Origin of the sequence: Pseudomonas sp. StFLB209 (assembly GCF_000829415.1) — a bacterium.
Taxonomy (GTDB): Bacteria; Pseudomonadota; Gammaproteobacteria; order Pseudomonadales; family Pseudomonadaceae; genus Aquipseudomonas.
Genome location: NZ_AP014637.1, coordinates 309,468 through 331,097, shown reverse-complemented (window position 1 = coordinate 331,097; position 21,630 = coordinate 309,468). Strand labels below are relative to the sequence as shown.

Genomic DNA, 21,630 nt, shown 5'->3' with positions numbered 1-21,630 from the left:
TAGCGGGGCGTGCGCGCCCCTCACACCTCGGTGATTGGTAAAGCTTTCTCAGGAGCCTGTTATGTTTCTTTCGACTGCCTCTGTTCTGGGTACTCGCGTATCCGGTACTGCCCGCCGCGCAGGCACCGTTCTGGTGACCTTGCTGGGCCTGCTGGCGCTGACTTTCTTCATTGGTCGGGTCATGCCGCTGGACCCGGTGCTGGCCGTGGTCGGTCCAGACGCCGACAGCTCCACCTACGACCAGGTGTATCGCTCGATGGGCCTGGACAAACCCATCTATGCCCAGTTCGGCCTGTACCTTGGCGATCTGTTGCGCGGTGATTTCGGCAATGCGCTGCTCACCGGTCACCCGGTGCTGGAAGACATCAAGCGGGTGTTCCCGGCGACCATCGAGCTGGCCACCCTGGCGATCCTGTTCGGTATCGTCATCGGCTTGCCGCTGGGCGTCGTCGCGGCGGCCAACCAGGGCCGGATCGGTGACCACGTGGCGCGAGTGATTACCCTGTTCGGTTATTCCACCCCGATTTTCTGGGTCGGCATGATGGGCCTGCTGATTTTCTACGCCTGGCTCGGTTGGGCCGGCGGTGCAGGGCGGATCGACCTGGCCTACGACGGCATGGTGCCGGAAGTCACCGGCCTGCTGCTGATCGACACCGTCATTGCCGGTGACTGGGATGCGTTCTCCAGTGCCCTGCGCCACATCGTCCTGCCGGGCCTGATCCTCGGCCTGAACTCGGTGGCCTACATCAGCCGCATGACCCGCAGCTTCATGCTTGAGCAACTGTCGCAGGAATACATCATCACCGCCCGGGTCAAGGGCCTGTCGCGCCGTCAGGTGGTCTGGGGTCATGCGTTTCGCAACATTCTCGTGCAACTGCTCACCGTGGTTGCCCTGGCCTATGGCTCATTGCTCGAAGGCGCGGTACTGATCGAAACCGTCTTCGCCTGGCCTGGTTTCGGTCAGTACCTGACCAGCAGCCTGATGCTCGGTGACATGAACGCGGTGATGGGCTGTGTGTTGGTGATCGGTCTGATCTTCGTCGCCCTCAACCTGATCAGTGATGCCCTGTACAAAGTGTTCGACCCAAGGACCCGCTAAGCCGCGAGGCTGGCGCGAACACATTGAATAACTATAAAAAGAAGGATGCCCACATGAAGACTGTATTTCCGACACTGCGTATGAGCCTGCTTGGCGTCATGCTGGCGCTGGGGCCAATGGCTGCGGTACAGGCCAAGACCCCTGCCGACCAGTTGATCGTCGGCATGAGCATGGTCAACCTGTTCTCCATCGATCCGGCCAACGCACCGGGCCTGGATGCTTCCGGAATCAACGCCAACCTCTACGACACGCTGATCAAGCGTGACAACGGCAGCCCGGAAAAGCACTTGCCGCAACTGGCCGAGCGCTGGACGGTGAGTGACGACGGCAAGCAGATCACCTTCAACCTGCGCACTGACGTCAAGTTTCACTCTGGCAACCCGCTGACCGCAGAAGATGTGGCCTGGTCGCTGTACCGGGTGATGAAACTCAACTTCGGCCTGGCCACCACCTGGAAGGCCTATGGCTACAGCACTGAAAACATCCAGAGCCTGATCCGCGCCACGGACAAGCACACGCTGGTGGTCGACCTGCCGCAACCGACCAACCCGTTGCTGGTGATCGACTCGCTGGCGGTGTCGCCCAGTGCGGTGATCGTCGATCGCGTCGAAGCCTTGAAGCACGAGAAGAATGGCGATCTGGGCGCTGCCTGGCTGGTGACCAACGCCGCCGGCAGCGGCCCGTTCACCCTGACCAAATGGAGCGCCAACGACTCGCTGGTGATGACCCGCTTCGACGGTTACTGGGGCGGGCCTGCCAAGATGAAGCGGGTGCTGGTCCGGCACATGACCGAATCGCAATCGCTGCGTCTGATGCTGGAGCGCGGCGACCTCGACCTGGCCTACGGCATCGCGGCACCGGATATCAAGGCCATCGAAAGCAATAAAAAGCTGCAAGTCCAGGCGCTGACCCGCGGCACCATGTACTACGTGGCGATGAGCATGAAACAGCCTGAATTCGCCAACAAGAAAGTTCGCGAAGCGGTGCGTAACCTGATCGACTACAAAGGCCTGGACGAGCAGGTCATGCCGCACTACGGCACGCTCAACCAGCGGCCGATGCAACTGGGCCTGGAAGCCCGCCTGCCTGATCCGGGCTACAAGATGGACGTGGCCAAGGCCAAGGCGCTGCTCACCGAGGCCGGCTACCCGCAAGGCTTCAGCACAACCATTCGCACCCTGTCCGAACCGCCGTTCATCGACATCGCGGCGCGCATGCAGTCGACCCTCGCCGAAGGCGGAATCAAGGCCAGCATCATCACCGGCACCGGCAACCAGGTGTACGGCGCGATGCGCGCGCGCAACTTTGACATGATCGTGGCGCGCGGCGCCGAACGCTATCCGCACCCGTACTTCAGCCTGCGCGTATTTGCCTATAACCCCGACAACAGCGACAACGCCGGCTTGCCCAACTTCCAGGGCTGGCGCGCCTCGTTCTTCGATCAGCAGATCAATGAACTGGTCGACCGCCTGGGTGAAGAGCGTGATGCCGACAAACGCCTGGCCATGTATCACCAGGCGCAGAACCGCTACGAGCAGGAGGTCGGCCCGATCATGGTCATCTCGCAGATGACCGACACCGCCGTGAGTGCGGTGGACGTCAAGGGCTTTACCGGCGATGACGCCGAGGCGACCCGTTACCTGGGTGTCTACAAACAACGCTGAACACTGCTGCAGCGCCTGCGGGCGCTTGCAGTGGCCATGACTTCACATCGAGAGCATGCCGATGATTGCCAACATGTCTTCTACCGAAGCCGCCAAGCGCAAAGCCGACAACACGCCCGCTTCCAGCATGGAAGCGCTGTATAAAAGCAGCTTGCGGGTGTTTAACCACCTGCTGCGCAACCCCATGACCCTGGCCGGGTTGCTGGTGGCCCTGCTGCTGGTGGTGGTCGCTGCCTTCGCCCCCTGGATCGCCACCCATGACCCAGTGGTGCAGAACCTCGCTGCCGCCCTGCAGCCGCCCAGTGCGGCCAACTGGTTCGGCACCGATGAATACGGCCGCGATATCTTCAGCCGGCTGGTGTACGGCGCGCGCATTACCCTTTACATCATTGCCCTGGTGACCATCATCGTCGGGCCGATCGGGCTGTTCATCGGCACCGTCTCGGGCTACTTCGGCGGTATCGTCGATACGGTGTTCATGCGCATCACCGACATCTTCATCTCCTTCCCCAGCCTGGTACTGGCGCTGGCCTTCATCGCCGCCCTGGGCCCTGGTCTTGAGCATGCGGTGGTCGCCATCGCGCTGACCTCCTGGCCACCGATTGCCCGCCTGGCACGCGCCGAGACCCTGTCGCTGCGCAAGGCAGATTTCGTGGTCGCGGTCGAACTGCAGGGCGCTTCTTCGACGCGCATCATCCTGCGCCACATCGTGCCAATGTGCATGTCGTCGGTGATCATCCGCCTGACCATGAACATGGCCGGCATCATCCTGACCGCCGCTGCACTGGGCTTTCTCGGCCTGGGCGCTCAGGCGCCGCTGCCGGAGTGGGGCGCAATGATCTCCACCGGCCGGCGTTACATGCTCGAATGCTGGTGGCTGGTTGCTGTACCGGGCGCGGCAATCATGCTGGTCAGCCTGGCGTTCAACCTGTTGGGCGATGGCCTGCGGGACATTCTCGATCCGCGTAGCGAGTAACTGGAGGCTTTATGTCGACGATCAAACTCAATGTCGATTCGCTCAATGTGCGTTTCGTCAACGGCAAGAAAGAAATGCACGCGGTTCGTGATGTGTCGTTCACCCTGGGCCGCGAGAAGCTGGCCATTGTCGGTGAGTCCGGCTCGGGCAAATCCACCGTGGGCCGCAGCTTGCTCAAGCTGCACCCGGCCAGCACCCAGATCACCGCCAAGGCCCTGCAGTTCGGCGATGTCGATCTGCTCAGCGCCAGCGAAAAGGCCATGCAGAAGATTCGCGGCCAGCGCATCTCGATGATCATGCAAGACCCCAAGTACTCGCTCAACCCGGTGGTCAAGGTTGGCGACCAGATCGCCGAGGCCTACCTGGCGCACCACAAGGCCAGCCGGGCCGAGGCCCGCGACCGGGTGCTGTTGATGCTCGAGAAGGTCCACATCCGCGACCCCAAGCGGGTCTACGATCTGTACCCGCATGAGGTCAGCGGCGGGATGGGCCAGCGCATCATGATCGCCATGATGGTGATCACCAACCCGGAAGTGATCATTGCCGACGAACCCACCTCGGCGCTTGACGTGTCGGTGCGCCAGCAGGTGCTTAACGTGCTTGAAGAACTGGTGGTCGAGCAGCAGATGGGGCTGATTTTCGTCAGCCACGACCTCAACCTGGTGCGTAACTATTGCGACCGGGTGCTGGTGATGTATGCCGGGCGTGTGGTCGAGTCACTGGCCGCCTGCGACCTGCAATACGCCGAACACCCTTACACCCGTGGCCTGCTGGCTGCCCTGCCGAGCATGGACAACCGTCGTCCGCGCCTGCCGGTGCTGCAACGCGACCCACAATGGCTCACCGCCTGAGGTAACTGAGCATGTCCATGATCCAAGCACAATCGCTGAACCTGAGCTTCGGTGTCGGCCCGGCGCTCAACCAGGTCCTGCACGACGTCAACCTGAGTGTCGAAGACGGTGAGTCGTTCGGCCTGGTGGGTGAGTCGGGCTCTGGCAAAACCACCGTGCTGCGCTGCCTGGCCGGCCAGTACCGGCACTGGACCGGCGCGCTTAGCATTGCCGGCGTGCCGCTGCAGCACAAGATTCCCAAGGAGCACTTTCGCAAGGTGCAGATGGTCTTCCAGGACCCCTATGGTTCGCTGCACCCGCGCCACACCATCGACACCGCGCTGCGCGAGCCGCTGACCATTCACGGCATGAACGAGCGTGACGACCGGATCAACGACATCCTGATCAAGGTGGGTCTGAACGACAGCTTCCGCTATCGCTACCCGCACCAGTTGTCCGGCGGTCAGCGTCAGCGGGTGGCGATTGCCCGGGCGCTGATTCTCGAACCGCGCGTGCTGTTGCTCGATGAGCCGACCTCGGCCCTTGACGTGTCGGTGCAGGCCGAGATTCTCAACCTGCTCTCGGACCTGCGCCAGCGTGAAAAACTCACCTACCTGATGGTCACCCACGACCTCGGGGTGGTCAGCCACCTGTGTGACAAGGTGGCGGTGATGCAGCAAGGCCGCATCGTCGAGCGCCTCGACAGCCAAGCGCTGAGCCAGGACCTGGCCACCCACGACTACACCCGCATGCTGGTCCAGGCCAGCCGCGATTTCAGCGCCGAGTCGCCACGCGCCGTGGCAGGCTGATTAGCTGCCCGCACCGCGCTTTACCTGCAAGCTCCCGCAATACCCGTCCTGCGCATTTATGCTGCGCAGGACGGCTGTGCGCTGGATGTAATCAGTCGTGCATCACGCAAAGGAAGGCGTATGAAGCTGCGTCATCGATTCACTCTGATCATTTTTTGTTGCGTTCTCGGGCTGCTACTGATTGCCGGCTTCGGATTGAGCGCCTTGCGCTCGAACATGCTGGAAAACAAACGCAGCGAAATCTTTACCGTGCTGGACCTGGCCGCTCATCAAGTGGCTTATTTCCAGTCGCTGGAGCAGCGCGGCGTACTGAGCCGCGCAGACGCTCAGGCCAAGGCTGTAGAAGCGCTGTCGAGCCTGCGCGACGGCAAGAAATCCTATGTATGGGCGCGCACCGTCGGCGCGCTGGGTCTGGTCCATCCCAATCCGGCGGTGATCGGCAAGGTCGATGTCGGCGTGACCCTGGCCGATGGCCGAACCAAGTGGCAGTCCTATCTGGACGGCTTGAAAGATCGCCCCTATGCGTTTTTCGATGACCTGGCCAAGTATCCGGGTGCCGAGCAGCCGGTGCCGAAAATCAACGGCATCATACGTATCGAAGGCTGGGACTGGCTGGTGGGCTTCGGCATTTTTGTCGATGACATCGATGCCGCGTTCTGGCGCCTAGCCAGCTACTTCTTCGGCGTGGGGCTGCTGGTGGTGCTGGTGACCTCGGCACTGGCGGTCGGCATGTCGCGCAGCATCTACCGCAGCCTGGGCGGTGAACCGGCCTATGCCAGCGAGGTGGCGCGGGCCATCGCCGGCGGCGATCTCAGCCGCCCGGTGCACGGCCACTACGCTGCCGACAGCCTGTTGGCGGCGGTGGCGACCATGCAGGCGAGCCTGCGCGAGATGATCCATGGCATCCACAGCGGTTCGCAATTGCTTGGCCAGGCCGCCATTGGCCTGAACGGGCAGATGCAGCAGATCGACCATGCTTCCCGGCAGACCTCGGAGGCGACCACGGCCACGACGTCGGCCATTGAGCAGATGTCCATCACCATCGGCCAGATATCCTCCAGTGCCCAAGAGACTGAAACCAGTTCGGCGCGTTCGGCGCAACTGGCTGCCGAAGGCGAGCAACGGGTCAGTGAAGCGGCCGGCGCGATTGCCCAGGTGTCCAGCCAGGTCGAAGACGCTTCGCAGCGCATTGCCGGGCTGGTCAAGCGCACCCAGGAAATCGACGGCATCACCAGCGTGATCAGCAACATCGCCAGCCAGACCAACCTGCTGGCGCTCAACGCCGCCATCGAAGCGGCGCGGGCTGGCGAGCAGGGCCGCGGCTTTGCCGTGGTCGCCGATGAGGTCCGCAATCTGGCTCAGCGCACCGCCCTGGCCACTCAAGACATTACTCGCATGATCAGTTCGATTCAGGTCGACACCGGCTCGGTGGTCGATGGCATGACCGCCGTGACCCCACAGGTCGCTGCCGGTCTGGCGCTGGCCGAACAGGCCGCCGGCGCATTGCGGCAGATCAACAGCGGCGCTTCGCTGACTCTGGTTCAGGTGCGCGAAGTGACCGCTGCCACAGCAGAACAAAGTCTGGCCAGCGCCAGCGTTGCACAGAACATCGAGAACATCGCCACCCGCGTCGAAGAGTCTGCCACGTCGGTACGGGCCGCCCACGGTAACCTGCATTCACTGGAACGTCTGGCCGATGAGCTGCGCGAGTCGGTTGCGCGTTTTCGTCTTTAGACACGCCTTACTACTGAAGGAAAGAACCTATGCCGCACTGCACCATTGATTGTCCCGCCAGCCTGGCCCGGCGCGTGGGTGAACAGACACTACTGGCGGCGGTACACGATGCCATCGATGCCAGCGGGTTGTTCAAGCCCGGCGACATCAAGGCGCGCCTGGCGCTGTACGAGCATTACCGCTGTGGCACCACCCAGGATGATTTTGTCCACGTGACCCTGGCGTTGTTCGCCGGGCGCAGTGCCGAGCAACGTCGCAGCCTGTCGCTGGCGACCCTGGCGGCATTGGTGGCCCTGCTGCCAGAGGTCGAGGCGTTATCCATGGATGTGAGGGAAATGCCCAGAGAGACCTTCGTCAACCGCCAACAGTACCTTGAGGAAGCCGGCTCGCCGGCGTAAATACGGCGCAGCAATGCCGCCGGGATGTGATGGACACAATAAAAAGGAAAACAAGATGCCCGCTCAACACGCTGTTTTGAACTTGCCCCGTAACCCGCTGGCGCGCTCGCTGCTGGCTACCCTGGTTTTAGGCGGCAGCCTGCCGGCCTGGGCACTGGATGCTCCGCTGAAGGTGCAGGTTCCGACCCTGGCCTATGACGACCGGCAGATCATTCTGGTCTGGGAAAAACCGGCCAATCACAGCGAAATCCAGGACTACCGGGTCTATGCCAATGGCAAGCTGCTCGGTGGCGCCAATGCCAACAATGACAAGGTGTCGCCGGCCAAACCCTACATCGACAAGTTCTATGAACAAGACACGCGCAACTTCCATCACCGCATCTCGATTCACAGTTTTACCGCCGAAGGCCTGACGCCGGACACCGAGTACCGCTTTACCGTGCGTTCGGTGGATCGTGACGGCAAGGAGTCGGCTGACAGCCCGGTGGTGGTACAACGCACCACGGCTGTACCGGCACTGTTCGACGTCCGTCAGTACGGGGCCAAAGGCGACGGGACGACGCTCGACACCGCGGCGATCCAGAAAGCCATTGATGCCTGCACCGTTGGCTGCAAGGTATTGCTGCCAGCCGGTACCTATAAAAGTGGCGCCCTGTACCTCAAGAGCAACATGACCCTGGAGATTGCCCAGGGCGCAACCCTGCTCGGTTCCGAGCGTACCGAAGACTATCCGCGTGACGGCTATATCCAGTATCCGTATTCCACCACCGTGCGTCCGGCATCGCTGATCAACGCGCTGCCGCGTGACCCGCGCAAGCATCAGGCATTCGAGAATATCCGCATCGTCGGCAAGGGCACCATCGATGGCAACGGCTGGAAACGCAAGGCCGATGAGACGGACGAGCGCGGCCAGCCATTGCCGTTCTACCTGCCCAGCGACAATACCCGCTACATGCAGGACGGCATCCTGGCCAAGTCCCAGGTCGAGCGCGCGGTAGCCGAAGGCCTGAACGTCAAGGACTCCTACGGCCAGATGCGTTCGTCGCTGATTACCGTGCGCGATGTCAAGAACGTGTTCTACGGCGGCTTCACGGTGCTCAACCCGGCCTTTCACGGCATCATGAACCTGGAAACCGAAAACGTGGTGATGGCCAACACCACGCACAAGACCTACGACGCCAACAACGGTGACGGTATCGAGTTCGCCAACAGCCGTGGTGCCATGGTCTTCAACAACTTCTTCGACACCGGCGATGACTGCGTCAACTTCGCCTCCGGCACCGGCGCCGAGGCGGTCAAGCAGAAGCCCCAGGAAGATGCCTGGATCTTCAACAACTACTTCCGCAAAGGTCACGGCATGGTGGTCGCCGGCAGTCATACCGGGGCCTGGATCCAGAATATTCTGGCCGAAGACAACGTGTCTGACGGCACCGACGCCGGCCTGCGCATGAAGAGCACCAACTTCATGGGCGGTGGCGCGCGCAACGTCATCTTCCGCGACTCGGCAATCCGCAACACGGTCAAGCAGGCGTTTATCTTTACCCTCGACTACCACGACCCGAACGCCAAGCTCGACTACCAGCGCTCGACCATCCCTGGGCAGTTCCGTGATATCCGGGTCAGTGACGTAACCGTCGAAAACGCCCGCAGCGCCGCGATCGAGGTCAAGGGTGACAGCGAACACGACGCCTTCCACGAGAAGCTGGTGTTCGAGCGGGTACGCTTCAGCGGCCCGGCAGTGGCGAAAATCAACGGCCTGAAAGACTCACGCTTCGACACCGTGACCTTCAGCGAAACCGGCGACGCTCAGCCATGGCAGGTCAGCAACAGCCAGGGCCTGACGTTCCGCAATGTAGAGCCGGTGCCGAAGTAAGCCCCGACAAGCACGCCTGACCTGTAGGAGCGATCCTGGTCGCGAAGGCTGCATGACATTCACAGCAAATGTTGTGCTTTTACCGGCCCCTTCGCGAGCAAGCTCGCTCCTACCGATAACCTGGCTTTTGCAACTCATACCTCTGCGGCAGTAATCCTCAATCCCGTCCTTTCAAGGATGGGTCGGCCTGACCAGATCCAGCAGGTTATCCCTGGATTTGAGGCTCTGCAGAATGATGTCTGAACGGATGTCCGTCACGCCGGGTGTGGCATGCAGGCGGTTGACGATGAAGTCGGTGTAATGCGCCAGGTTGCGGGTGCGTACCCGCAGCAGGTAATTGCTCGCCCCGGTGACGATGAACGCATCGGCTACCTCAGGCCATTGCTGAATGGCTTCGATAAACCGCTCGTGCCAGCCGTCCACGTCTTGGCGCACGTTGATGTTGACCATCGCCTGCACCTCGATTCCCAGTTTCGCCGCGTCCAGCCGCACGCCGTAGCCGGCAATGATGCCTTCGCTTTCCAAGTTGCGCAGCCGGCGCAAACAGGCCGAGGGTGACAGCGAGACTTTCTCTGCCAGGTCCTGATTGCTCATCCGTCCATCCTGATTGAGAAAGGCCAGGATGCGCAGATCAATGCTGTCCAGTTTCACGATTGAAGAATCCTTCGATATTTGTTTAAAGGTTCGAATAATCTGCGAATAAATGTCATTGGATCGAGCATTTGGCAAGATAATTCTGCTTCCCTGCGGATAAGATTCTTCAAAGGCTGCACGGGAGCAAAATAACAATGCAACAGCACAATGCCTGGTGGGACATCAGCCCGCCGTTGAACACCCAGACCCCCACCTGGCCGGGTGACACGCCGTTTCAGGAAGAGCGCGTCTGGGCCTATGGGCCACAGTGCCCGGTCAATGTCGGGCGCATTACGCTCTCGCCACACACCGGCGCGCACGTCGATGCGCCGCTGCATTACAGCCCCGATGGCCTGCCGATTGGTGAGGTCTCGCTGGACCTGTACATGGGGCCGTGCCGGGTCATTCACTGCCTGGGCAGCGGCGCCCTGGTCGAACCCGGTGATATCGAACAGGCTCTGGCTGCGGTGCCTGAGCGGGTGCTGCTGCGCACTTACGAGCAGGCACCGCTGAGCCACTGGGACAGTGCCTTCACGGCCGTCGCCCCGGCCACTATTGAATTGCTGGCGCGCCACGGGGTGCGCCTGATCGGCATCGACACGCCGTCTCTGGACCCGCAGGACTCCAAGACCCTGGACGCTCATCGCTGCGTGGAACGCTCACGCATGGCGATTCTGGAAGGCATCGTCCTGGATGAGGTGCCTGAAGGCGATTACGAGTTGATCGCCTTGCCCCTGCGCTTTTCCCATCTCGACGCCAGTCCTGTGCGTGCGGTACTGCGACCTTTGAAAGGATAAAACCATGTCACTTGAACAAGAACTCAGAGAACTGGACCAGGCCGATCCGCTGGCTGCGCTGCGCAATGAATTTGCCCTGCCGGACGGGGTGATCTACCTGGACGGCAACTCGCTCGGTGCACGGCCCAAAGCCGCACTGGCCCGCGCCACGCAGATGATCGAGCAGGAGTGGGGCGAAGGCCTGATCCGCAGCTGGAACACCGCGCAGTGGAGCACCCTGTCGACCCGTCTGGGCGACAAGCTGGCCGGCCTGATCGGTGCCGGGCCTGGTGAAGTAGCGATCACTGATACCACCACCGTCAACCTGTTCAAGATCCTCGCCGCCGGCTTGCGCATCCAGGCCGAGCGCGCGCCGCAGCGCAAGATCATTCTCTCGGAACTGCACAACTTCCCGGCCGACCTGTATGTCATCGAAGGCCTCGCTGACCTGCTGCAGCAAGGCTACGAGCTGCAACTGATCGACAAGCCCGAAGACTTGCCCACATTGCTCAATGACAAGGTCGCGCTGGTGCTGCTGACCCACGTCAACTACAAGAGCGGGCACATGTTCGACATGAGCGCGACCACCGAGCTGATTCATCGGCACGGTGCGCTGGCGCTCTGGGATCTGGCGCACTCGGCAGGTGCGGTGCCGGTTGATCTGACCGCTGCCAAGGCCGATTACGCGATCGGTTGCACCTACAAATACCTCAACGGCGGACCGGGTTCACCGGCCTTCGTCTGGGTCTCGCCAGATTTGTGCGACCTGACCTGGCAGCCGCTGTCTGGCTGGTGGGGGCATGCCCGCCAGTTCGCCATGGAGCCGCACTACCAACCGGCCTCCGGCATCACCCGTTACCTGTGCGGTACTCAGCCGCTGGTGTCGCTGGGTATGGTCGAGTGCGGCCTGGACCTCTTCGCCCGTACCGACATGCAGGCGCTGCGCCGCAAGTCGCTGGCCCTGACCGACCTGTTCATCCGGCTGGTGGAGGAGCGCTGCAAGGATCATCCGCTGACCCTGGTGACCCCGCGTGAGCATGCACAGCGCGGCAGCCATGTGAGCTTCGAACACCCTGAAGGCTACGCCGTGGTCCAGGCGCTGATTGCCAAGGGCGTGATCGGTGATTACCGCGAGCCGCGCATCATGCGCTTTGGTTTCACCCCGCTGTATACCTCGTTCCAGGACGTCGGGCTGGCCGTGCAGGCGCTGGTCGAAGTGCTCGATAACCAAGAGTGGCGTGCGCCACAATTTCAGACCCGTCACGCGGTGACCTGAGGAGATTTCCATGAGCCAATGCCCGTTCTCCCAAGGTAATGCTGCCCAGCAATGGCATGATGCCAAGCTGGATTTCAGCAATGACATGACCTACGGCGACTACCTGGACCTCAAGCGTATTCTCAGCGCCCAGCATCCGTTGTCCACTGACCACAACGAGCTGCTGTTCATCATTCAGCACCAGACTTCGGAGCTGTGGATGAAGCTGATGCTCCATGAGCTGCGTGCGGCCCGTGAACAGCTCAAGCAAGGGGATCTGCCGCCGGCGTTCAAGATGTTCGCCAGGGTTTCGCGGATCTTCGATCAGTTGGTGCATGCCTGGGCCGTACTGGCGACCATGACCCCCAGCGAGTACGTGGCGTTTCGCCCGTCGCTGGGCCAGTCATCGGGCTTTCAGTCGTTCCAGTACCGCGAGATCGAATTCATTCTGGGCAACAAAAGCGTGCCGCTGCTGGAGCCTCACGCTCATCGCCCGGAGTTGCTGGCCGAATTGCAGAAAACCCTCGCCGAGCCGTCGCTGTACGACGAAGCCATTCGCCTGCTGGCCAAGGCCGGCCTGGACGTCGATGCACAACGCCTGCAAGAGGTGGCGCCAACCCGCACGATCCATAACGAATCGGTCGAAGCGGCGTGGAAGGTGGTCTATCAGCACCCGCACCAGTACTGGGATTTGTACCAGTTGGCCGAGAAGTTCATCGACCTGGAAGACTCTTTCCGTCAGTGGCGTTTCCGCCATGTGACCACCGTCGAGCGGATCATCGGTTTCAAGAAAGGCTCGGGCGGCACCGAGGGCGTGGGTTACCTACGCAAGATGCTCGACACCGAACTGTTCCCGGAGCTCTGGAGTTTGCGTTCCACCTTGTAACGAGTCTGGCGCATCGACTGCGATGCGCCATGTTGTACTGCGTGTCATTAGAACAAAAAAACATCCAATAATAATAAGGTAAGCCATGAACCTCTCTGATCGTACTCGACGTACCGACTGCCCGTAATAAAACCAAAAAACGCACAGTTTATTGCTGCTCTTCCATGACCTGCATCCGTATTGCCCTGCGCGACGTTATTGCGTGCACGGGCGCGTGGCATGCCGGCCTTATCGAGGTTGCATACATGAGTATCGAACAAAATACGACCACCCTACAGCGTGGTCTAAGCAGTCGGCATATCCAGCTTATTGCTCTGGGCGGGGCGATTGGCACGGGCCTGTTTCTGGGCACCGCCGGGGTATTGAAAACCGCCGGTCCCTCAATGATTCTTGGCTACGCGATTGCCGGGTTCATTGCCTTTCTGATCATGCGCCAATTGGGTGAAATGGTGGTTCAAGAGCCGGTAGCCGGCTCGTTCGGCCATTTCGCCACCCGTTATTGGGGGCGCTTCGCCGGTTTTCTCTCCGGCTGGAACTACTGGATCATGTACGCCCTGGTGTGCATGGCCGAATTGACTGCTGTCGGTAAGTACGTGCAGTTCTGGTGGCCGGAAGTGCCGATCTGGGTCAGCGCTGCGCTGTTCTTCGTGCTGGTCAATGTGATTAACCTGAGTAGCGTCAAAGCCTTTGGCGAGACCGAATTCTGGTTCGCGATCGTTAAAGTCGCCGCCATCATCGGCATGATCCTGCTCGCCAGTTACCTGCTGGTCAGCGGCAATGGCGGGCCGCAGGCGTCGGTGAGCAATCTGTGGGAGCACGGCGGGTTCTTCCCCAACGGGTTCACCGGCATGCTGATGGCCATGGGCTTTATCCTGTTTGCTTTTGGCGGCATGGAAATGATCGGCATCACCGCGGCCGAGTCGGACAACCCGCGCCGGGTGATCCCCAAGGCGATCAACCAGGTGGTGTGGCGCATCATCATTTTCTATGTCGGTGCCCTGACCCTGCTGTTGGCGTTGTATCCGTGGGATCAGCTGCTGGTCAGCCTGTCGTCCAGCCAGGACGCTTACGGCGCCAGCCCGTTCGTGAAGATCTTTTCGCTGATTGGCAGCGATGTCGCGGCCCATGTGCTCAACTTCGTGATCCTCACCGCCGCGTTGTCGGTTTACAACGGCGGCGCCTACTGCATGAGCCGCATGCTGTTCGGCCTGGCCGAACAAGGCAACGCGCCGAAAGTCTTCCTGCGCGTCAACCGTCGCGGCATTCCTGTGGCGGCGGTACTGGCCTCTGCGGCGGTCACCGGCGTGTGCCTGTTGATTAACTACCTGGTGCCGGGCAATGCCTTCGAGTTGATGATGACGCTGGCGGTGGCGGCGCTGTTGATCAACTGGGTAATGATTACCCTGACCCACATGCGCTTTCGCCGGGCCATGCGGATTAAAGGTGAAGCCCTGCATTTCCGGGCGCTGTGGTTTCCGTTCGGCAACATCCTCTGCCTGGCCTTCATGGCGATGATCCTGGTGGTCTTGCTGATGATTCCTGGCATCCGTATTTCGGTGTTCATGATCCCGGTGTGGGTCGTGCTGTTGTGGGTCGCCTTCAAATTCGCAAAGCCGCCAATGAGCGAACTTCAAAGCCCGGCTTTTACCTCTCAGAAGCCATGACTGGCAAGTAACCAAGTCAGGTTGTAATCCTGTTTTTCATGGAGTGAGTGATATGTACGTTCGTCTGTTTATGGCGGCTGCGGGTGTTTTAGGCGCGGCTCCGGTATGGGCCGCAGCACAATCAGCGTCAGCCGGTTTTGTCGAAGATGCTCATCTGAATGTATTGATGCGCAATGCTTATATCAGCCGCGATTACAAACACGGCGCGCAGGATAAAGCCGAATGGGGCCAGGGCTTCATCGGCAAGTTCAGTTCCGGATTTACCCAGGGCACGGTGGGTGTGGGTGTGGATGCCTTTGCCATGTATGCCGTGCGTCTGGATGGTGGCAAGGGCCGCAGCGGTGCGCCGGGGATCGAGTTCTTCAAGCGGGGTGACTCGGGCGCGGCTGCCGACGACCTGGCCCGCGCCGGCGGTGCGATCAAACTGCGGGTGTCCAACACCGTGCTCAAATACGGCGACATGATGCCGACCCTGCCAGTGCTCAATCACGACGACTCACGTCTGCTGCCGGAGAGTTTTACCGGTTCGATGCTGGTCTCCAATGAAATCGAAGGCCTGGAGCTCACTGCGGCGCAGTTTCATGCCGAGGCTCGCAAAGGCGCGCAAGGCCGTGACAGTGGTGACATGACGTCGATCCGCTTGTGGGGCGCGCGTTATCAGTTCACGCCACAACTGAGTGCGTCATTTTATGCTTCCGATGTCGAGGACCGCATCGCCAAGCAATACCTGGGCGCGACCTACAGCTTGCCGTTGCACAGCGATCAGTCGCTGACCTTCGACTTCAATGGCTATCGTTCCACGCTCGATCGCGAGTTTGCCAACAGCCTGGCCACCGGCCGCGATAACAAGATCTGGAGCCTGGCGGCAACCTATGCCTTTGGTCCGCATTCGGTAACCATCGCCCACCAGCGCAGCTCCGGCGACACCGGTTATCAATATGGCTGGTACGGCAGCGGCGGTGGGGTAGGCGACGGTGGCTCGACGGTGTTTCTGGCCAACTCCTACTGGTCGGACTTCAATGCTGAAGACGAGCGCTCCTGGCAACTGGGCTACGGACTGGATTTCGCCGCTCTGGGCGTGCCCGGCCTGACCTGGCGCGTGGCTTATGTGCGTGGCGACAACATACGCACCGGCCAGGGCGAAGGGCGTGAGCATGAGATCTTCAATCAGTTCCAGTACGTGGTGCAGAACGGCGCGGCCAAGGATCTGAAAGTGCGCCTGCGCACCTCCTGGCTGCGCACCTCCAATAACATGCGCCCGGCCGGCTACATGGATGACGGCAACGAGGTGCGTGCGTTCATCGAATACCCGCTCAATATCTTCTGAGCCTTGCGGCCAGGCCCTGCCAGTTCTGGCAGGTGCCCGGCCGAGGCGGATGCTCTGGTTTCGTACTGGACGACCTGTCATCAGGTGGATTGGATTTTCTGTGTCATATGGCGTTATATTTTTGCCATATGGCAAGAGGAGTGACCGTCATGATTTCAGAAAATCGCGCCACCTATTGTGTGCCCCACGATCCGGCAAGGCCGCTGTTGTTGTTGTTCGGCGACAACCTCAAGCCGCCGATCAACGACGCTTTCGAGCTGCATTCGCTGATGGAAAAGGGCTTTCCGTCAGAGCGGGTCATCGCCTTCGTACAATCGTGCAGCGAGTTTCGTGATCATCAGGTGTTCTCACGCATCATTGGTCTGTCTGACCGCACTCTGCAGCGGCGAATCAAGAATCCTGAACCTTTGACGGCTGAACAGACCAACGGCGCCTGGCGGTTAGCCAGTGTGCTGAGCCGCGCCGAAGAGGTGCTGGGTGAGCGCAAGCGCGCGTTGAACTGGATGACCACGCCGGCCATGGGGCTGGAGGGCAGGGTGCCGCTGGAGCTGCTGACCACCCAGATGGGCTTTGAGCTGGTTGAAGACTTCCTCACCCGCATGGATTACGGGGTGTACTCCTGATGCTGGTGGCGCCAGGTAGCCGTGAGCTGTACCTGTGGCGTCTTGATCAGGCCAGGCATGCCAGCAGTTGGGCCTCAGGGATCGGTGCCGAAATGGCCGGTGGGCGCTGGAACTCCAGGGGGATCAAAACGGTGTATTGCAGTGCCGACCCGGCCACTGCAATTCTTGAAGTCGCGGTGCACAAGGGCTTTCAGACGCTCGACACAATGGCGCATGTGCTGACCTGCGCCCGGGTGCTGAAGCCTGAGCGGGTGCATCGGGTCTTGCCCCATGAGGTGCCCAACCCCAACTGGCTGGTTCCCGGTTCGCCCGGTCGCGGTCAGCAGCAGTACGGCGACCTTCTGCTGGCGCAGCACCCCTTGATCCTCATCCCCTCGGCGGTATCACGTTACAGCTGGAACGTGCTGATCAACCCGCTGACCGCCGACGGCCTGTTCGAAGAGCTCAGTCAGGAACGCTTTGCCCTGGATACGCGGCTCAACCCGCCAGTCAACTAGCCGGCTGCGGCTGCATCTATAACCCCAGGCTGCTCCTGATCAAGCCATACGCCTGAGCAATGATCGGATTCACGCCGTATACCCGATGGGAGAGGCCGGCCGGTGCTTTGGTTGCCGACGAAGATTGCTGCACAGGCGCAGCAGATGCTGTGACTTTACCGGCCTCTTCACGACCAAGGTCGTTCCCACCCCGATTCTGTCTTGAAATACGGTGGGCACGACCTTGGTCGTGAAGAGGCTGCCTTCATGCAACACACACACCTGTGAAGGGCTGTCTTATATCAAAATTATTTTGCATCTTTTTCATATTAGGATATGACAAAAATGCATTTCACAAGGGGCAAGGTTCTCGATAGCTTATGCGAAAAGGTTTTTAGCGGGATTAAATTTATAACCGCTAAATCAAGGTTCGCTATCAAGGAGACCCCTATGAGCGTTCAATTCATCGGCATGCTCGGCCATCGCCTGACTTCCGAGACCCTGGCACCGACGGGGCCGATCTTCGATAAACACGTGATCACCGACTTCGCCCGTGCCCACGAAGAGGCCGGTTTCGACCGGATTCTGGTCGGCTACTGGTCCGATCAGCCTGACGGTTTTCTGGTCACTGCGCTGGCCGGCCAGGTCACTTCGAAGATCAAATTCCTGCTGGCTCACCGTCCCGGTTTCGTTGCGCCGACAGTGGCCGCCCGCAAGCTCGCCACGCTGGATCATCTGCTTGATGGTCGTCTGGCCGTGCATATCATCAGCGGTGGCAGCGATGCCGAGCAGCGCAAGGATGGCGACTATCAGGATCACGACCAGCGCTATGCGCGCAGCGACGAGTTTCTGGAGGTGGTACGCCGGGTCTGGACCGAAGAGCAGCCCTTCGATCATCAGGGCACGTTCTATCAGGCCGAGGCCGCCTTCTCGGCCATCAAGCCGCTGCAGAAACCGCACTTGCCGGTGTACTTCGGTGGTTCGTCACAGGCCGCCCTGCAAGTGGCCGGCAAGCACGCCGATGTCTTCGCGTTGTGGGGCGAGTCGCTGGAGCAGACCCGTGAGACCATCGAGCAGGTGCGTGCCGAGGCCGCCCGCAACGGTCGTGAGGTGCAGTTCAGTGTGTCGTTCCGGCCGATCATCGCGGCTACCGAAGACGCCGCCTGGGCCAAGGCCGACCAGATTCTCACTGCCGCCCGCCAGCGCATCGAACAGGCAGGCCAAGTGATCGCCAACAAACCGCAGAGTGTGGGTGCCCAGCGCCTGCTTGATACCGTGGCCAAAGGTGAGCGCGTGGATGAGCGGCTGTGGACCGGTATCGCCAGGCTGGTGGGTGGCGGGCATAACTCCACCGCCCTGGTCGGCACTCCCGAACAAGTGGCCGATGCGTTGCTGGCTTATTACGAGCTGGGCGTGACCACCTTTCTGATTCGCGGCTTCGACCCCATCGAAGACGCCAAAGACTATGGCCGTGAGTTGATCCCGTTGACCCGCGCCAAAATCGCTGCCCGTCAGGGCTGAACCCTCCTCATTCTGAATCGACTCAGGCTGTCACGAGACCGCACGTGCGGATCGGGCTCCTCACCTTGCTGGCCGTTGCCTGTGCAACCGGTCCTGGAGACTACCGTGCGTAAACCCCTGAAACTGGCCGTCGGCCTGCTGGCTGCGGCCCTGAGTTTGAGCGCCTCGGCGTTGACCTTGAACGTCGGTGACCAGAGTTACAACGCCCAGGCGGTGATGGAAGCCGCCAACGTTCTCGACGATTTGCCTTACACCTTGGAATGGAAGCAGTTCACTGCCGGTTCGCCAGTGGCCGAAGCGCTCAACGTCGGCAGCCTGGACATCGGCTTGCTGGGTGACGCACCGCCTTTGTTTCTCGGGGCGCTGGGCGCGCCGATCAAGGTGATTGCCGTCAGCCGGCAGAACCTTGACGGGGTGGCGATCCTGGTCCGCAAGGACTCGCCCATCAAGACTCTGGACGACCTGCGCGGCAAGCGGGCCGCGATCTGGAAAGGTTCCTGGAGCCAGCAGTTGCTGCTCACCGCGCTGGACAAGGCCGGTGTCCCGCGTGATGCGCTGGAGCTGCGCTACCTCAGCGCACTGGATGCCTCACATGCCCTGGACGGCGGCTCGGTGGACGTGATTGCCACCTGGGAGCCCTATGTCACCCAGCAAGAGCGCCAGGGTGCGCGGGTACTGGCCACGGCCAAGGACCTGATCCCGGCACAAAGCTTCGTGGTGGCCAACGACAAGGCCATCGCCGAGAAGCGCGCGGCCATCGAAGATTTTCTGCAGCGCCTGAAAAAGGCCCGTGACTGGGCTCAGCGCGATCAGGCCCACAGTGAGCAGTATGCCGACAGTTGGGCGAAGCGTACCCGCGCCGACGCTGACATTGCACGGGTCTGGTTTGTCCGGGCCAAAACCGATCTTGGGCCGCTCAACGAGCAGGTGATTGCCGGTGCGCAGCAGACCATCGAGTTTTTCAGCGGGCTGGGCCTGATCAAGTCCTATCCGGCCGCCAGCCTGTTCGACCTGTCGTTCTCGGCGGCACTGCAACCGGGCGTCGCGGCTGCGACCGCCAGTGCCAGGACCACGCCATGAAACGCTGGCCGGCGCGGGTCAGCGATGCCCGTGACGTGTGCGCCGGGCTATTGTTTCTCGGCTTCGGCGGCGTCGCCCTGAGCCTGGCCGGGGGCTACAGCGTGGGTACGACAATGCGCATGGGCGCCGGCTACTTTCCGTTGCTGATTGGTACTGTGCTCAGTGCGCTGGGGGTGTTGATCCTGTTGCGCGGGCTGGCGTTTTCCAGTGAGCAGGTCGGCCTGGGCGGGCTGTTCAGCGTGCGTGCGGGGTTATCGATCATCGGCAGTGTGGTGGCTTTCGCGCTGTTGCTGCCCAGTCTGGGGCTGGCCCTGGCGACGTTGGTCATGACCCTGCTCAGCGGGCTGGCGCGGCGCAAACCCAGTTTCAAGGAACTGACCGTGCTGGGCAGTGTGCTGGGCGGCTTCAGTGCCCTGGTGTTCACGTGGGCACTGGGCCTGAATCTGCCTGTACTGCCGGTCTGAGGAAGCCCCATGGAACTGCTCGCCCACCTGAGTCTCGGCCTGGACGCAGCCTTTACCGTCAACAATTTGCTCTACTGCCTGCTGGGCGTAACCCTCGGCACCCTGATTGGCGTGTTGCCAGGGCTGGGGCCGGTGGCGACCATCGCCATGCTGTTGCCGATCACTTATGGCCTGACACCTTCGGCGGCGTTGATCATGCTCTCGGGCATCTACTACGGCGCGCAGTACGGCGGTTCGACCACCGCGATTCTGGTCAACTTGCCGGGCGAGTCGTCCTCGGTGGTGACCTGCATCGACGGTCATGCCATGGCGCGCAAGGGCCGGGCAGGGGCGGCGCTGGCCATCGCGGCGATCGGCTCGTTCATTGCCGGCAGCCTGGCGATCCTGCTGCTGGCCGCCGCGGCGGCACCGCTGGCGGAGTTCGCGCTCAAATTCGGCCCGGCCGATTACTTCTCGCTGATGCTGCTGGGCCTGGTGGCGGCCATCGTGCTGGCCCAGGGCGACGTGCTGCGGGCACTGGCGATGACCGTCCTCGGTCTGTTGCTGGGCATGGTGGGCACTGACGTCAACTCCGGGGCCGAGCGCTTCACCTTCGGCCTGCCGCAACTGAGTGACGGCATCAGCTTTGTGGTGATCTCCATGGGCATCTTCGGCATCGCCGAAATCATCGCCAACCTGGAGCGTGACCACAGCGGCAAAAGCCAGATCGCCCCGGTCGGACGCCTGTTGCCCAGCCGCGATGACTACCGCCGCGCCTGGAAGCCGATTCTGCGCGGCACCGGCCTGGGTTCGCTGTTGGGCGTACTGCCGGGTGGCGGGGCGATGCTCGGCTCGTTTGCCTCGTACATGCTCGAAAAACGTCTGGCCAAGGACCCTGCGCGCTTCGGCCAGGGCGCCATCGAAGGTGTCGCGGGTCCGGAGTCGGCCAACAACGCCGGGGCGCAGACCTCATTCATCCCGATGCTGGTCATGGGCTTGCCGTCCAACGCGGTGATGGCGCTGATGGCCGGCGCAATGATGATCCACGGCATCGTGCCCGGGCCGCAGGTGCTCGACGAGCGCCCGGAGTTGTTCTGGGGGCTGATCGTCAGCATGTGGATCGGCAATTTGCTGTTGCTGGTGCTCAACCTGCCGCTGGTAGGTATCTGGGTGAAGCTGCTGTCGGTGCCTTACCGCCTGCTGTACCCGGCGATTCTGTTGTTCTGTTGCATTGGCGTGTACAGCGTCAACAACAGCCTGTTCGATGTGCTGCTCACCGTCGGCTTCGGCCTGCTTGGCTACCTGTTCATCAAGCTGCGCTGCGAACCGGCACCGCTGCTGCTGGGCTACATCCTCGGGCCGATGATGGAAGAGAACCTGCGCCGCGCCATGTTGCTGTCGCGCGGCGACCCGTTGGTATTCGTGCAGCGCCCGCTGAGCCTGAGCCTGCTGATTGTGACCCTGTTGATCGTGACCTTGCTGCTGTTGCCGCGTTTTCGCGCCACCCGCCAAGTGGCGTTCAACGAAGACTGACCCTGCGCTTTTTGCCCAACACTGAAAAAC

Annotated in this window: 20 protein-coding genes; 19 read left to right on the top strand and 1 reads right to left on the bottom strand. The window is 61.4% G+C overall.

What is annotated here, in order from left to right; translation table 11 throughout:
• Window positions 1-61 precede the first annotated feature (61 nt).
• The 8 genes from PSCI_RS01455 to PSCI_RS01420 all read left to right on the top strand — a co-directional run bounded on the left by PSCI_RS01455 (window position 62) and on the right by PSCI_RS01420 (window position 9,383).
• Window positions 62-1,099 carry an ABC transporter permease gene (locus tag PSCI_RS01455; RefSeq protein ID WP_045481861.1) on the top strand — a complete coding sequence of 346 codons (1,038 nt, stop codon included), beginning with the start codon at window positions 62-64 and terminating at the stop codon, window positions 1,097-1,099.
• 53 nt (window positions 1,100-1,152) lie between these two features.
• Entirely contained in the window at window positions 1,153-2,763 is a 1,611-nt protein-coding gene (locus tag PSCI_RS01450) for an ABC transporter substrate-binding protein (protein ID WP_045481858.1), read from the top strand.
• Between the two features lie 61 nt (window positions 2,764-2,824).
• A complete protein-coding gene (locus PSCI_RS01445; RefSeq protein WP_045493676.1) occupies window positions 2,825-3,739 on the top strand; it encodes an ABC transporter permease in 915 nt (304 codons plus the stop codon).
• Between the two features lie 11 nt (window positions 3,740-3,750).
• Entirely contained in the window at window positions 3,751-4,590 is an 840-nt protein-coding gene (locus tag PSCI_RS01440; protein ID WP_045481856.1) for an ABC transporter ATP-binding protein, read from the top strand.
• 11 nt (window positions 4,591-4,601) lie between these two features.
• The gene (locus PSCI_RS01435; protein ID WP_045481854.1) at window positions 4,602-5,378 is read left to right on the top strand and encodes an ABC transporter ATP-binding protein; all 777 of its coding nucleotides are present in this window, start codon (window positions 4,602-4,604) and stop codon (window positions 5,376-5,378) included.
• 120 nt (window positions 5,379-5,498) lie between these two features.
• Complete coding sequence (locus tag PSCI_RS01430; RefSeq protein ID WP_045481852.1) at window positions 5,499-7,112, top strand: methyl-accepting chemotaxis protein; 1,614 nt, start codon at window positions 5,499-5,501, stop codon at window positions 7,110-7,112.
• Between the two features lie 29 nt (window positions 7,113-7,141).
• Complete coding sequence (locus PSCI_RS01425) at window positions 7,142-7,510, top strand: 5-carboxymethyl-2-hydroxymuconate Delta-isomerase (protein ID WP_045481850.1); 369 nt, start codon at window positions 7,142-7,144, stop codon at window positions 7,508-7,510.
• A gap of 55 nt (window positions 7,511-7,565) precedes the next feature.
• Entirely contained in the window at window positions 7,566-9,383 is a 1,818-nt protein-coding gene (locus PSCI_RS01420) for a glycosyl hydrolase family 28 protein (protein WP_045481847.1), read from the top strand.
• Window positions 9,384-9,554: 171 nt separating this feature from the next.
• Here the strand turns inward: PSCI_RS01420 and PSCI_RS01415 are convergent, their stop codons facing one another.
• Window positions 9,555-10,034, bottom strand: a complete 480-nt coding sequence (locus PSCI_RS01415; RefSeq protein WP_045481844.1) for an Lrp/AsnC family transcriptional regulator — start codon at window positions 10,032-10,034, stop codon at window positions 9,555-9,557.
• Between the two features lie 137 nt (window positions 10,035-10,171).
• Here PSCI_RS01415 and kynB point away from each other — a divergent pair, with 137 nt between their 5' ends.
• The 11 genes from kynB (at window position 10,172) to PSCI_RS01360 (ending at window position 21,600) form a co-directional block, all read left to right on the top strand.
• Entirely contained in the window at window positions 10,172-10,813 is a 642-nt protein-coding gene (kynB, locus tag PSCI_RS01410; protein WP_045481841.1) for an arylformamidase, read from the top strand.
• 4 nt (window positions 10,814-10,817) lie between these two features.
• On the top strand, window positions 10,818-12,068 hold the full coding sequence (kynU, locus tag PSCI_RS01405; RefSeq protein WP_045481838.1) for a kynureninase: 1,251 nt from the start codon (window positions 10,818-10,820) through the stop codon (window positions 12,066-12,068).
• Between the two features lie 10 nt (window positions 12,069-12,078).
• Entirely contained in the window at window positions 12,079-12,933 is an 855-nt protein-coding gene (kynA, locus tag PSCI_RS01400) for a tryptophan 2,3-dioxygenase (protein WP_045481835.1), read from the top strand.
• 245 nt (window positions 12,934-13,178) lie between these two features.
• Complete coding sequence (locus PSCI_RS01395) at window positions 13,179-14,597, top strand: amino acid permease (protein WP_045493674.1); 1,419 nt, start codon at window positions 13,179-13,181, stop codon at window positions 14,595-14,597.
• 52 nt (window positions 14,598-14,649) lie between these two features.
• Window positions 14,650-15,924 (top strand): OprD family porin, encoded by a 1,275-nt coding sequence (locus tag PSCI_RS01390; protein ID WP_045481832.1) that lies wholly within the window; start codon window positions 14,650-14,652, stop codon window positions 15,922-15,924.
• 149 nt (window positions 15,925-16,073) lie between these two features.
• Entirely contained in the window at window positions 16,074-16,547 is a 474-nt protein-coding gene (gene parS / locus PSCI_RS01385; protein WP_045481829.1) for a type II RES/Xre toxin-antitoxin system antitoxin, read from the top strand.
• On the top strand, window positions 16,547-17,044 hold the full coding sequence (locus PSCI_RS01380; protein WP_045481826.1) for an RES family NAD+ phosphorylase: 498 nt from the start codon (window positions 16,547-16,549) through the stop codon (window positions 17,042-17,044). Before parS ends, PSCI_RS01380 begins: the two co-directional genes overlap by 1 nt.
• Before the next feature lie 429 nt (window positions 17,045-17,473).
• Window positions 17,474-18,544, top strand: coding sequence for an LLM class flavin-dependent oxidoreductase (locus PSCI_RS01375; RefSeq protein ID WP_045481823.1), 1,071 nt, complete (start codon window positions 17,474-17,476; stop codon window positions 18,542-18,544).
• 105 nt (window positions 18,545-18,649) lie between these two features.
• Entirely contained in the window at window positions 18,650-19,624 is a 975-nt protein-coding gene (locus tag PSCI_RS01370; protein WP_045481818.1) for an ABC transporter substrate-binding protein, read from the top strand.
• A complete protein-coding gene (locus PSCI_RS01365) occupies window positions 19,621-20,088 on the top strand; it encodes a tripartite tricarboxylate transporter TctB family protein (RefSeq protein WP_045481817.1) in 468 nt (155 codons plus the stop codon). The genes PSCI_RS01370 and PSCI_RS01365 overlap by 4 nt, the downstream gene beginning before the upstream one ends.
• A gap of 9 nt (window positions 20,089-20,097) precedes the next feature.
• Entirely contained in the window at window positions 20,098-21,600 is a 1,503-nt protein-coding gene (locus tag PSCI_RS01360; RefSeq protein ID WP_045481814.1) for a tripartite tricarboxylate transporter permease, read from the top strand.
• Window positions 21,601-21,630 lie beyond the last annotated feature (30 nt).

Bases quoted from the DNA above. Each gene is read 5' to 3' on its own strand.
- PSCI_RS01455 (WP_045481861.1), top strand. From the start codon at position 62: ATGTTTCTTTCGACTGCCTCTGTTCTGGGTACTCGCGTATCCGGTACT.
- PSCI_RS01450 (WP_045481858.1), top strand. From the start codon at position 1,153: ATGAAGACTGTATTTCCGACACTGCGTATGAGCCTGCTTGGCGTCATG.
- PSCI_RS01445 (WP_045493676.1), top strand. From the start codon at position 2,825: ATGATTGCCAACATGTCTTCTACCGAAGCCGCCAAGCGCAAAGCCGAC.
- PSCI_RS01440 (WP_045481856.1), top strand. From the start codon at position 3,751: ATGTCGACGATCAAACTCAATGTCGATTCGCTCAATGTGCGTTTCGTC.
- PSCI_RS01435 (WP_045481854.1), top strand. From the start codon at position 4,602: ATGTCCATGATCCAAGCACAATCGCTGAACCTGAGCTTCGGTGTCGGC.
- PSCI_RS01430 (WP_045481852.1), top strand. From the start codon at position 5,499: ATGAAGCTGCGTCATCGATTCACTCTGATCATTTTTTGTTGCGTTCTC.
- PSCI_RS01425 (WP_045481850.1), top strand. From the start codon at position 7,142: ATGCCGCACTGCACCATTGATTGTCCCGCCAGCCTGGCCCGGCGCGTG.
- PSCI_RS01420 (WP_045481847.1), top strand. From the start codon at position 7,566: ATGCCCGCTCAACACGCTGTTTTGAACTTGCCCCGTAACCCGCTGGCG.
- kynB (WP_045481841.1), top strand. From the start codon at position 10,172: ATGCAACAGCACAATGCCTGGTGGGACATCAGCCCGCCGTTGAACACC.
- kynU (WP_045481838.1), top strand. From the start codon at position 10,818: ATGTCACTTGAACAAGAACTCAGAGAACTGGACCAGGCCGATCCGCTG.
- kynA (WP_045481835.1), top strand. From the start codon at position 12,079: ATGAGCCAATGCCCGTTCTCCCAAGGTAATGCTGCCCAGCAATGGCAT.
- PSCI_RS01395 (WP_045493674.1), top strand. From the start codon at position 13,179: ATGAGTATCGAACAAAATACGACCACCCTACAGCGTGGTCTAAGCAGT.
- PSCI_RS01390 (WP_045481832.1), top strand. From the start codon at position 14,650: ATGTACGTTCGTCTGTTTATGGCGGCTGCGGGTGTTTTAGGCGCGGCT.
- parS (WP_045481829.1), top strand. From the start codon at position 16,074: ATGATTTCAGAAAATCGCGCCACCTATTGTGTGCCCCACGATCCGGCA.
- PSCI_RS01380 (WP_045481826.1), top strand. From the start codon at position 16,547: ATGCTGGTGGCGCCAGGTAGCCGTGAGCTGTACCTGTGGCGTCTTGAT.
- PSCI_RS01375 (WP_045481823.1), top strand. From the start codon at position 17,474: ATGAGCGTTCAATTCATCGGCATGCTCGGCCATCGCCTGACTTCCGAG.
- PSCI_RS01365 (WP_045481817.1), top strand. From the start codon at position 19,621: ATGAAACGCTGGCCGGCGCGGGTCAGCGATGCCCGTGACGTGTGCGCC.
- PSCI_RS01360 (WP_045481814.1), top strand. From the start codon at position 20,098: ATGGAACTGCTCGCCCACCTGAGTCTCGGCCTGGACGCAGCCTTTACC.